Annotated in this window: 9 protein-coding genes; 2 read left to right on the top strand and 7 right to left on the bottom strand. The window is 56.1% G+C overall.

Features of this window, described 5'->3' with window-relative positions; all coding sequences use genetic code 11:
• Window positions 1–3: 3 nt before the first annotated feature.
• The 5 genes from pheT to ACOSDM_RS04490 form a co-directional block, all read right to left on the bottom strand.
• Entirely contained in the window at window positions 4–2412 is a 2409-nt protein-coding gene (gene pheT, locus ACOSDM_RS04510; protein ID WP_420723299.1) for a phenylalanine--tRNA ligase subunit beta, read from the bottom strand.
• Window positions 2409–3494 carry a phenylalanine--tRNA ligase subunit alpha gene (pheS, locus tag ACOSDM_RS04505; RefSeq protein WP_420723298.1) on the bottom strand — a complete coding sequence of 362 codons (1086 nt, stop codon included), beginning with the start codon at window positions 3492–3494 and terminating at the stop codon, window positions 2409–2411. The genes pheT and pheS overlap by 4 nt, the downstream gene beginning before the upstream one ends.
• A 132-nt stretch (window positions 3495–3626) precedes the next feature.
• The gene (rplT, locus tag ACOSDM_RS04500) at window positions 3627–3998 is read right to left on the bottom strand and encodes a 50S ribosomal protein L20 (protein WP_420723297.1); all 372 of its coding nucleotides are present in this window, start codon (window positions 3996–3998) and stop codon (window positions 3627–3629) included.
• Window positions 3999–4059: 61 nt separating this feature from the next.
• On the bottom strand, window positions 4060–4260 hold the full coding sequence (rpmI, locus tag ACOSDM_RS04495; protein ID WP_420723296.1) for a 50S ribosomal protein L35: 201 nt from the start codon (window positions 4258–4260) through the stop codon (window positions 4060–4062).
• 191 nt (window positions 4261–4451) lie between these two features.
• A complete protein-coding gene (locus ACOSDM_RS04490; RefSeq protein ID WP_420723295.1) occupies window positions 4452–5141 on the bottom strand; it encodes a pyrimidine 5'-nucleotidase in 690 nt (229 codons plus the stop codon).
• Between the two features lie 190 nt (window positions 5142–5331).
• Here ACOSDM_RS04490 and ACOSDM_RS04485 point away from each other — a divergent pair, with 190 nt between their 5' ends.
• A complete protein-coding gene (locus ACOSDM_RS04485; protein ID WP_420723294.1) occupies window positions 5332–7014 on the top strand; it encodes a diguanylate cyclase in 1683 nt (560 codons plus the stop codon).
• Window positions 7015–7069: 55 nt separating this feature from the next.
• Complete coding sequence (locus ACOSDM_RS04480) at window positions 7070–8293, top strand: DUF2336 domain-containing protein (RefSeq protein ID WP_420723293.1); 1224 nt, start codon at window positions 7070–7072, stop codon at window positions 8291–8293.
• Between the two features lie 80 nt (window positions 8294–8373).
• Here ACOSDM_RS04480 and ACOSDM_RS04475 read toward each other — a convergent pair whose 3' ends face one another.
• Both ACOSDM_RS04475 and ACOSDM_RS04470 read right to left on the bottom strand, forming a co-directional pair.
• On the bottom strand, window positions 8374–11565 hold the full coding sequence (locus ACOSDM_RS04475) for a cyclic nucleotide-binding domain-containing protein (protein ID WP_420723292.1): 3192 nt from the start codon (window positions 11563–11565) through the stop codon (window positions 8374–8376).
• A gap of 178 nt (window positions 11566–11743) precedes the next feature.
• Window positions 11744–12514, bottom strand: coding sequence for an NAD kinase (locus ACOSDM_RS04470; protein WP_420723291.1), 771 nt, complete (start codon window positions 12512–12514; stop codon window positions 11744–11746).
• Window positions 12515–12604: the final 90 nt, after the last annotated feature.

Genomic DNA, 12604 nt, shown 5'->3' with positions numbered 1-12604 from the left:
TCCCTATCCGCGCAACACGCCGCCGGTCGCTTTGTGGACGCTGGTGACGACCTTTTCCGCCAGAGCATCCAGGTCCTTGTCGGTCAGGGTCGCATCAACCGGCTGCAGCGTGACAGCCAGGGCAATGGATTTCTTACCCGCCATATCGGCCCCCTGATAGACGTCAAACACCGATACATCGGTGATCAGCGCCTTATCCGCCCCAAGCACGGCCCGCACCACCTTTTCGGCAGAGACATCCGCATCGACCAGGAAGGCGAAGTCACGGCCAACCGGTTGCAGCGGGGAGGCCTTCAGCAAGGGTCGGGTCTTGCCGCCGCCCTTCTTTGCCTTGGGCTGGGGGATGACATCCATGAAAATTTCAAACGCCGCAACACGACCGCGCAGATCATAGTGTTTGGCGATGGCCGGGTGAATCTCCCCAAATCGCGCCAAAAGCATCGGGCCCAAGCGCAGGGTGCCGAAACGACCTGGATGATACCAGTCGGGTGCCACATCATCGCCGACCTGCAAGCGGTCTATCGGCGCGCCACAGGCTTCCAAAACGGCCATGACATCCGCCTTCGCGTCAAAGACATCGGGGCTGCGGCTGGTTTCCATCCAATGACGCGGGATCTGTTTGCCCGCCCGGATGCCGGTCGCCACCATATCCTGATCTTTCGGGCCACGCCCCCGGAAGACCGGGCCAACCTCAAACAAGGCCAGGTCGGGATAGCCGCGCCCGGTATTGCGCTGTGCCGCGGCCAGCAGATTGGGCAGGATCGACGGGCGCATTGCGTCCAGATCGGCGCTGATCGGGTTGGCCAAGGCCAGGACCTGCGGATCGCCACCAAAGGTCACGGCATCAGCCTTCGCCAGGAAGGACCAGGTCACGGCCTCAAACATGCCACGCTGGGCCAATTGCTTCTTGGCAAAGGCGACGCGGCGCTGACCCAGGGTCAGGATCGGCTGGGGCAGGGCGGTTTCCCGTTCCAGAGAGACCGCAGGGATGGCATCAAAGCCCTTCACCCGCAGCACTTCTTCGATCAGGCATTGCTCATGCTCAACATCATTGCGCCAGGTTGGCGTTATCGCCGTGATGACATCGCCATCGCGCGTTGTCTCAAAGCCCAGACGATCCAAGATCGCCTGACACTCTTCTGCTGGAACCGCCAGACCGCCAAAGCTTTCCAGCCTATCGGTGCGCAGGGTTAAGGTCTTGCGATTATCAGGAATTTCGCCAGCGGAGGTCGGGCGTGAAACCTCCCCACCACATAATTTCTGAACCAGGCGTGCGGCTACATCGGGCCCCCAGACGAGACCTTGCGTATCCAGCCCACGCTCAAACCGATAGCGCGCATCGGAATCAATGTTCAGGCGACGGCCGGTTTCCGCCACGCGGATTGCGTCGAACAAGGCGACTTCCAAGAAAACTTCAGTCGTGTCATCGGTACAGCCGGACAGTTCCCCACCCATGACGCCGCCAATCCCCTGTGGTCCTGCCGCATCGCCAATCACCGGCATGCCGTCTTCCAGGGTATAGGTCTTCTCGTCCAGTGCCAGGATGGTTTCTCCCGCCTGTGCCCGGCGCATGGTCAGGGTGTCACCCTGAAGCTTAGCCGCATCAAAGACATGCAAAGGGCGGCCCAGATCGAAGCTGACATAGTTGGTGATATCGACCAGCGCGGAAATCGGGCGCAGACCGATGGCAATCAACCGCCGCTGCATCCAGGCCGGGGAGGGGCCATTCTTGACGCCCCTGAAATGCCGCCCGGCAACATAGGGAACATCACTTCCGATATCCGACGACCGCGCCCATTGGATGGGGGAGTCATAGGTGCCCTCAACGGGGGACAGGTCCAGGGGCTTCAATGTCCCCAGGCCCTTTGCCGCCAGATCGCGCGCAACACCACGCACGCCCAGACAATCGCCCCGATCCGGCGTGATCGCAATATCAATCACCGGATCATTCAGGCCACGATATTCCGCAAAGGACATGCCGATTGGCGCATCTTCGGGCAGGTCGATAATGCCATCATGGTCATCACTCAGACCCATTTCCCGCTCGGAACACAGCATGCCATTGGATTCTTCGCCCCGGATCACGCCAGGTTTCAAATCCACGCCGGTGCCCGGAATATGGCTGCCTGCGGGCGCAAAAACGCCCTTCATCCCGGTTCGCGCATTGGGCGCGCCACAGACGACCTGAACCACCTCACCAGTGCCCGTCTCTACCATACAGACGCGCAGCCGATCCGCATTGGGATGCTGTTTCGCTTCACGCACATAGGCAATGGTGAACGGCCCCAGCTTCGCAGCCGGATCATCGACCCCTTCAAGCTCCAGACCCAAAGAGGTCAGGGCATCGGTGATCTCCGTCAACGACGCATCCGTCTCAAGATGGTCTTTCAACCAGGACAATGTGAATTTCATGGCGTCAATCCCCGCACCAAAGAGGCTGCTTCCAATGGCACGAAGCCGTAATGTTTTAACCAGCGTAAATCGGCGTCGAAGAAGGTGCGCAGGTCGGGAATGCCGTATTTCAGCATCGCGATGCGCTCAATCCCCATGCCGAAGGCGAAGCCCTGATATTCATCGGGGTCGATGCCAGACATCGCCAGAACCTTGGGGTTCACCATGCCGCAGCCGAGAATTTCAAGCCAGCTGTCGCCAGGGCCGATGGTCAATTCGCCGCCCTTGCGGGAACAGCCGATATCCACCTCTGCTGAGGGTTCGGTGAAGGGGAAATAGCTGGGGCGGAATTGCAGCGGGATATCGTCGATTTCAAAATAGGCAGAGCAGAAATCCTGCAACACGCCTTTCAAATGACCGAAATGGGTCTTTTTATCGATCACCAGACCTTCGACCTGATGAAACATCGGTGTATGGGTCATATCGCTGTCAGAGCGATAGGTACGCCCCGGCGCGATGATGCGGATCGGCGGTTTCTGGCTTTCCATCGTGCGCACCTGCACGGGAGAGGTATGGGTGCGCAGCACGGTGGTCATATCCACGCCACCCTGATCATCGGCCATATAGAAAGTATCGTGCATCTGCCGCGCCGGATGTTCGGCGGGCATATTCAATGCCGTGAAGTTATAATAATCGCTTTCGATATCCGGCCCTTCGGCAACGGCAAAGCCCATTTCACCAAAGATCGCGATGATCTCGTCCAGGGTCTGGCTGATCGGGTGCAGGCGGCCCATGGTTTCAGGCCGCGCGGGCAGGGAAACATCAACCTGATCATCGACCAGTTTTGCGTTCAGCGCGTCGCGTTCCAGACCGAATTTGCGGGCCTCAATGGCGGTCGCGATGGTTTCCTTCAGCACATTCAGTGCCTGACCGGCGGCCTTGCGGGCCTCAGGGTCCAGGGCACCCAACCCTTTCATCTGTTCGGTGATGCGGCCCTTCTTGCCCAGCGCCTCAACCCGAACATCATCCAGTTCTTTCAGATCTGACGCCGCCTCGATGCGCGTTAAAAGCGCGGTTTTCAGCTCGTCTGCATCGCCTGTCATTCGTCCAACCACCTTAAATAAGAAAACGCCGGCTCTCCATGGGACCTTGCAACACAAGGGGTAGGAGAGCCGGCGATTTACAACTTCATCCGCCAGATTTCCCTGATGTTTCAGGGTTTAGGCGTCGCCGACTCACTTTGCGGCAAGAGCCTCTTGGGCCCGCCCGACCAGCGCCTTGAAGGCCTCTGGGTCGTGCACCGCGATATCGGCCAGAACCTTACGGTCCAGTTCGATATCCGCCTTATTCAGGCCATCGATAAATCGGGCATAGGTCATCAGCTGGTCGCTGGCATCGCGCACGGCGGCGTTGATGCGCTGGATCCAAAGCTTGCGGAATTCCCGCTTGCGGACGCGCCGGTCGCGATAGGCGTACTGGCCGGCCTTCTCCACGGCCTGAACGGCTGTGCGGAAGGTGTTTTTGCGCCGACCACGGAACCCGTCCGCAGCCTTAATAACTTTTCTGTGTTTTGCGTGGGTTGTTACACCCCGTTTTACGCGTGCCATGAGTGTGGCTCCTCGAAATCTAGTGTCTTACGATGTGAAACAGTGCTGCCTTTGGGGCTGCTTACTGACCGCGAAGCCAGTTGCGCTTTACCACGGTGGCATCAGAGGCGCACATGATCTGGCCCCCCCGGTTCTGCCGCTTCATCTGCGTAGGACGGTTCGAGGTATTGTGGCGCAGGTAGGCGCTGTAGAAACGCACTTTCCCGGTGCCTGTGATTTTGAACCGCTTTTTGGCGGAACTCTTCGACTTAATCTTGGGCATTTTTAAACTCCATCTGTGGGCGGATGATCCGGTAAAGAATCAGGGCCGCTTCTTCGTAAGGCGGCCGGGCATACCCAGTGGGCCCGGAACGCGCCGCTTTTGCGCCCCAATCGTACAATTGAGGACGCGGGCTTATAGACCCGCAGGCCAGTGCTGGCAAGGCCCAGACTGCAGAAAGACGGCGAAAAATGTCAGGCCCGCTCCAGGGCGGTCACCAATTGGGTCAGCCAGGCCGTCAGATCCTCTGTCTGATGATGAACAAAGCCGTCAGAGGCACCATCCCCGGACCAGGCATGATCGGTTTTGACCCAGACCGTCCGCATGCCCAGTTCCGCTGGGACCTTAAGGTTTTTCACCATATCTTCAACCATGACGGCGCGGGTCGGGGTCACCTCATGTGCGGTCACCATCTGATGATAGGGCGCCGCACTGGGTTTAGGCACAAAGTCTGCCGCTGCAATATCAAAAATCCCATCGAAATGGGACGCGATGCCCAATCGATCCAGTACCGCCTCTGCATGGGCGACAGTGCCATTGGTAAAGATCAGCTTGCGCCCCGGCAACTTCGCCAGCGCCGCATTCAGTTCTGCATTGGCCGGGACCGGAGAATAATCGATGTCATGAACGAAACTCAGAAAAGCGTGCGGATCAACACTGTGATTGTCCATCAGGCCGCGCAGCGTGGTTCCATGCCGTCGAAAATAGTCTTTCTGCAGCACGCGCGCCTGATCATAGGAGATCGACAACAGGTCCGAGATGAATCCACCCATCCGCAAATCCACCTGATGGAACAGGTTACAGGTCGCCGGATATAGGGTGTTGTCCAGGTCAAACACCCAGTCTTTCGCCCTACGGATGCCGGGATCATCCCAGGCTGTCATAACAGGTCTATCGCTCATATCGGCAAGATGGCGCAGACAATCGATTTCGGCAATGGCATTTACCGATCAACGCTCTTTACTCTTTGTTCACAAAGCCACGATACCCTGATATCACTGTTATCTGCATGCTGTTTTCGGGAAATGCGGTTTTCCAACGATAGGCACGCTGAAGGCGGGAATGATGACAATCATGGCATCCAACAAAAAGTCGGCCCAAGATTTTTTGACTGGCGTTTTTGACAGCTACGCCAGCCCGGTGCTGCGATTGGATAACAATGCTCATTTGACAGGTCTGAATGACGCCGGAATAGGGCTTGCCGCCAGCCTGAATGGGGAACCAGGCATTCCCCTGATGCCGGCCATGGTGCAAATGGCGGTCAAGGCACGCAGCGCTGGGCGCGCCCAAACTCGCCTTTTCACGCTGCCTGACACAGGGCGACAGATTGAATTTCTGATGTTACCGCAATCCGATGGCAGCCAATTAATGATTGGGCGTGATGCCACATTGGAATCCAACATTCGAATTGCCCTAACGGAGTCGCGAACCCGGTTTAAAGATCTTGTAGACGTTGCTGCTGATTTCGCCTGGGAGACAGATAAGGACGGCCGGTTTAGCTATATCTCAGCCCGGGGAGCGTTGGGCTATCAACCAGAGGAATTGCTGGGGCAATCCCCTGAATCCCTGTTAATGGCCCCAGAAACCGCGCCATCACCGCTGCCGTTCCATGCCAATGGTACCTTGCGCAATGTTGAACTGTGGGTGCGCACGCATAAGGGGGACGCCGCCTGTATCCTGATTTCTGCGATGTCGATCCCAGGCGGGGATAACCAACTTTCAGGTGCCCGCGGCATTGCGATTGATGTAACCGAAGAACGCCACCGCCAAAGTGAGCTTGCCAGGTTGAAAATTCGCGAGCGGCTGGTTGCCTATATCGTCGACGCCTTGCGCAATGAAGTCGCACCTGAGGACATGCTGCACGCCGCTGCGACGGCGCTGGGCCGATCGACATCGGCGGATTCCTGCATCGTACAGGTTCGGGAACAGAATGGACCCGCGCTGGAATTCGTTGCCTATGGGGCGGCACCGGACCCAAATCTCGTGGAGCGCGCATTGGATCATATCCAGGATGAAAAGAGTCTGGTTTCGGGCCAGATTGACAGACACCACTATCTTGGAATTTCAACAGGATATGGGGGCGTGAAGAATGGCTCGATCCTGTTGTGGCGGTCAGATATGACGGCCGATTGGGACGAGGATGAACGCGCCCTGCTGAAGGCGGTCGAACCCCAGTTCGGGATCGTATTTCGACAAATCACCGATCAACATGAACTGGAACGGCTGTCACGCACCGATGAACTGACGGGTCTGGGCAATCGCCGGGCCTTTATCGAAGATCTGAAGCGCGAAATCCAACGCTATGAGCGCACCGGCGTCAACGGGGCGTTATTGTATATGGATCTGGATAACTTCAAACCCATCAATGATGATTTCGGCCACGAAAAAGGCGATGAAGCCTTAACTCAGATTGGGCGGATCATCACCAGCAGCACCCGGACCTATGATCTTGTCTGTCGCCTTGGTGGTGACGAATTCGCGGCATGGCTGGAAGGGGCCGATGAAAAAATCGCAAAATCCCGGGCCAATACCTTTCTGGAAAAACTCAACGCCTGGCGCCGGGAAAACCTGGGCGAGTCGAACCAGTTTGGGATGTCCATCGGTATTGCCCTGTTCACGGCCGGGCAGAATGAGAGTGTTGACGGCTTGATCGCCCGGGCTGATGCGGCAATGTATAATGCAAAGAAGTGCGGAAAAAATGGTATCGTGTTTGCGGCGGATTCGGATCAAGGCAAAAAGACCGATGGATCACAATAAAAACCTTTCAGACCAAGTCCCGGATCATGGAGCACAGAACCAGGATCAAGCCCTCTTGAATGCGTATGAAGATCAGAAAGCGCGCGCCCGAAGCCCAAACACCGACATTCGGATCGCATTGGCAGGTGCCCCAGACACACTGCCCGAAATCCTTTACTTTCTGGCGGAAGACTCAGTTGCGGAAGTTCGGCGCTGCGTCGCCCTGAACGAAAACGCACCGCGTAAGGCGGACCTGCTGCTGACCCAGGATCATGATGCGTCGATCCGGCAGGAATTGGCCGCGAAGATTGCCCGCCTGACGCCGGAATTGACGGATGACCGGCGCTCCACCCTGTACAAACTGACCGTTCAGGCGCTGGAAATTCTGGCGGAAGATCAATTGGTGCGGGTTCGGGAAATCCTGTCCAATGCCCTGAAGGACGTGGCCAAAGCCCCCTCCAATGTCATTATCACCCTGGCGCGCGATCAGGCGCTGACCGTTTGCAGTCCCATTCTTGAGTTTTCACCGGTCCTGTCAGACTCGGACTTGCTGGAAATCATCCGATCCAATCCGGTTCAAGGAGCAATGAGCGCCATTAGTCGACGGCAGGCCTTGAAGGAGAGCGTGTCGGATTCAATCGCCAAATCGGGCGACGAGGCTGCGATTGCAGAACTTCTGGTCAATGACAGCGCGCAGATTCGGGAAGATACGCTGGACCTGATCATCGACCGGGCACCTCAACGCAAATCCTGGCACGAACCCTTGGCCATGCGCCCAAACCTGTCGGCGCGTGCGGTTCAGCGCATCGCCAGCTTCGTTGCCATGAACTTACTGGACCGGATGCAGAGGCGCCTGGATTTGGACGATGACGTTATGGTCGCTATGGCAGAGGCGGTGGAACGGCGATTGGCGGAAGACACGCATACAAAGCTGCAAGAACCGGAATGGGCAAATTCGGATAAACTGGATGAGACGATCGCGCATATGTATGAAGTCGGAACCCTGACAAACAACGCGCTGGAACGGGCGCTGGCACAGGGAGAAAAGCGGTTCGTTGTGAAAGGCCTGTCCTTGTTGAGTGGCCTTGCCGCAGAGACGGTTCAGAACATCATCACCAACCGCAGCGCCAAGGCCGTGATTGCCCTGACCTGGAAGGCGGGACTGAAACCTCATTTTGCCTCTCAGTTACAGTCACAACTGGTCGGGCTCAGCCCGAACGATATGATCCGAACTACCGAAAATCGCTGGCCCATGTCTGACAACGACATGCAATGGCAGATCGATTTCTACAGCACCTGACGCCGATATCCTGCTGGAACAGGATATCCTATATACATCAAAGCGATCAGGGTAGGATGGGAAGCGCTCTTTGATGGATGCTACTCATCCCCATTGCGCACCAATTCATTCCGGGCGCGATTCAACTCGCTGGTTGTCAGAATCAGGCGCCGCCCCAAATCCCGGGTCATTTCAAAGGCGAAATGCGAATCCTGCCGCGCCATTTCTGAGAAGACTTCGCGATTAAGGCGCAAGGCCGTGGTTTTTTCACGGGCACGCACCGTCGCGGTCCGTTTAGAATCACACAACAGGGCCAGTTCACCCACCAGCTTATTGGCACCCAATTCAAACAGAACCTGTTCATTACCATCCGATTCGATCACAACCTCTGCGGCACCGTTCAGGATCACAAAGGCATCTTCGCCATCTTCCCCCTGGCGCATCAGTACTTCACCGGGATTGTAAGTCAGCCGCTCGCTGGTAAAGGCCAGAAACTTCAGTTTCGTTGCGTCCAGATTGGCAAATAGCGGCAACTCTCTAAGGCTGCGCGCCTCTGAGTTCAATGCATCATCCCCATCGCCGGCGGCTGCCTGTCGATCATAATCGGGTACCGCTACCGTGCTATCTTTGGTATCGGATATCTCAGAAATCCGGCCGGATTTAAGGTCAAATCGGCGATCATAGGAAATACCGTCCTGTTCGCCTGTTCCGATCCAGACCTGGGTTGTCCCCTCCAATCGCCTTGACAGATTGACTGCAATTCGCGTGCGCTGCGCCGGATCAATATTACTTAACCCATCAGACAGAATCATAATATCCGGATTTTTCAGGATTGAGCGCACCAGGTTCAATTTCTGACGCTGGGCAGATGACAAACGCCCGCCGCCAATGCCGACCTGAAAATTCAAGGCGGTTCTGAGAATGGCCTTTTCAATGCCCAGATCCCGCGATACCTCCCGCACCACGCCGGAGACTTTCTCAAGTGCATCGGCGCGACCATGAACGATACGGCCAAACAGAATATTATCCAACACGCTGAGCCCCTGATTGATCGTATCATCGCGATAGGGTTCAACACCGCCGCCTGGTTCAAACATTTCTGGATGCGATTTGCGAAGGTCATGACGCATCGCCAGAAGGCGCTTTTGCATGGCCTCGTCTATCAGACCCAGGCGATGCCGCTGCACGGTCAGTTTGAACGGCAGACCCAATACGATGCGACGTTCTTCTGTATCCAGTTCCGTTCCCGCAGCGCGCTGTTCCGACTTGCGGGCAATCAGTTTCAATTCCGGCAGCATGTCTTCACTGACGAAACTGTATTGATCAAAGAACGGGTGACCCGGTGGTAAATCCTTAAACAGATCCACAATAAGGCCCGCACAGCGCAGTCCGATTTCATAGAAATCATCGACCAGATCATGTTTGGTCATCATTGCGCGAATGATCGGGTTTGTCGCCCAGTTCTCGTATTGCCATTCGTCGGTTTGTGGTTTGCCAAAGATGATATTGCCCGCAACAGAGGCATAGGTGTTATAGCGATCAATGTCATAAGGCTGGACCAGATCATCCATGCCGCGCGTGTCCAGCAATGTGCGTATCTTGCCCCGCGCCTCGATCATCTTTTCCGCCAAGTCCGGTTCGCTCTTGGGATCAATCGTCATCCGCAGGCCCAAGGCGTAAAAATCATCCTCCAATTCCACGACATTCAGTAAATCTGTCGTATGGCCCATCAGATCCACCCGCGTGGCGACACCGGCAGAGTGATAATCCACCCAATCAGATGTGTGGCTGTAGGGGCTGTTGCCTGAGGCGATCGCTTCAATCACTTCCGATGATCGATTCTTATCGGATTTCTTGCTGTCCAGCTCTGCCTGGGGTGGCAGTCTGTTCAGACCCACCAGTAAATTCTCCGCAATCGATCCGGCAAAAAAGGTGGGCTCGCCCGAGACATATCCAATCCGCGCGCCCACCGTTGCCTGATGCAGGGTCGACACACTGTGCCCCCCCAACACCAGACTGCCGCTGGTTGGTAACAGAATCCGACTCAGTAGCTGAGCCAGAACATCCTTGGCCGTTCCACTGGTCGTGGTGATCGAAACGGTCTGCGCCGCATCGATGGAAAAGCTGGCATTGTCGATGATCCGCATGCCATCTTCATCGGCCCAGGTCACACCGGACGCCTGGACGGTGCCCGCCAGTTTTGGCAGATCGTCTGGCGGGCTGGCGACCAGCGCCTCGTCCATCATGCCGTCTGGTTCAAACTGACCGATCAACTGTTCGTATTTGATGTTGGAATCCGCAAGTCGCTGATACCAGTTCAGCAATTCCTTCCAGGGGGCGGCCAATTCCTTATAGGCGGCCAATGCCGCAACCAGGGCCCCCAGTGACAATTCCCCGTACAAGACAAGATACCCGCCAATGCCATAGAACAGAAATGGCGTCATCTGATTGATAAAATTATTCACGAATTTCATGAAGAATTTGCGTTGGAATATTTCCAGCCGGACCCAGAATATTTGACCCAGGCGACGCGATATATCCGACAATACAAAGCCTGTATTGTTATGCACCCGGACATCCTGGACACCGATCACAACCTCGCCGACGCGGTTGGACAGGCTTCGGACATGCCGCACCCGCTCCTTGCCCAGCTGGTTGATTTTGCGCTGCATTTTGGGGATGATATACCCCTGCAGCGGCACCAGGGCTGTGGCAGCAATCCCCATCATCGGATCCTGAATGAACAGGAACAAAATGACCGTCAGGAACATGCCGCCCTGATAGACCGGCAGGACAATGGCATCGCCGAAGAATCCGCCCAGAGGTTCGACCTCTGCGGTCACCATCGTCACAACCTCCCCCGCAGAGGTTTTCTGGAATTGAGGAATGGGAAAGCGCAAGGTGCGTTCGATCAGAATATAGCGCAGGCGGCGCAACAACCGCTCTGCCATGACACCGGCAAATGTGTTGATCCGCATCTTGAACATACCGTTAATGCAGACCAGTATCAGGAACAGGCCGCACAGCAGGAACAGATAAGACAACCGTTCCATTGTGAACCCGAACATATCTGTCAGATTATAGCCGAAAACAACCACATCCACGATTTCATGGGGCACCGGTACACCGGCATCCGTCGCCTTTGTGGGATCCTTAATCGCCTTGTTGATAATCGTTTTTGGCAGATCGAATGAATAGTACAGAAACGGAAAGGAAAGCAGCGTCAATACAAGCGCCATGATCTGCTCGCGTTTGGAATACGCCCAGACGAATCCATACATCGTTTTGTACATTAAAACCCTGCCCCCCTAGGCATTGGCGACACCAGAATTTTCACTTGATCCCTGTCACCCCTACTATTGCGCTGATAGTCTACCGACTAGTCAAGCCCGATAAGGGGATACCCCCATCCTGTAATGCACCTGATATGCTCTTAAATGCGAAACATTGCCACTATACATTCAAATTCTTCTAAGTGGCGAATTGTTCCTTCAGAATCCGCTCTTCCAGATTATGCTCCGGATCAAACAGGATAATCGCGGCCATGCTGGGGTCTTCCACAATTTCCACATGGCGGACATTGCGCACTTCCGTAGAATCCGCGACGGCGCTGACGGGGCGCTTGGCAGTTTCGCGGGCGTGAAACTCAACCGAGGCAGAGCGCGGCAATAGAGCCCCCCGCCACCGCCGGGGACGAAAGGCGCTGATCGGGGTCAGCGCCAAGAGCCCCGCGCCAAGCGGAACAATCGGACCATGCGCCGACAGATTATACGCCGTGCTGCCCGCTGGCGTTGACAACAAAACCCCATCACAGACCAGCCCGTTCAGCCGCGCTACACCATCGACACGGATATCAATCTTTGCCGCCTGTCTGGTTTCACGAAACAGGGAAACTTCATTGATAGCCAACGCTTCTTCAACACCCCCGTCGACGCGCGTGACCCGCATACGCAGGGGATGCAGCATCAATCGGCCCGCACTGGCGATACGCTCATACAGCTTGTCGGGACTGTATTCATTCATCAGAAAGCCCACAGTGCCCCGATTCATGCCGTAAATTGGCTTACCGATCCCGATGTAATGGCGCAGCGTATGCAGCATAAAGCCATCCCCGCCCAAAGCGACGATCACATCCGCCTCTTCCGGCGTTGTAATATTTGGATATGCCGCGCGCAATTCACTCAGCGCTTGCAACGCCCGCGCGGCATCTGATGACACAAAAGCGAGCTTTTGGTCCGCCATTAAACCTCTCCTGCGCCCGGAATAAAACGGAATAGATAAATCTGATGGCGGCGCGCTTGCCATAGACCCTGCTTGGCGCACACACTAGCG

The sequence above is a fragment of the Hwanghaeella sp. LZ110 genome (assembly GCF_048892525.1).
Taxonomy (GTDB): domain Bacteria; phylum Pseudomonadota; class Alphaproteobacteria; order UBA8366; family Aestuariispiraceae; genus Pacificispira.
The sequence above is the reverse complement of the archived record's forward strand: the minus strand, read 5'-3'. Positions and strand labels throughout refer to the sequence as shown.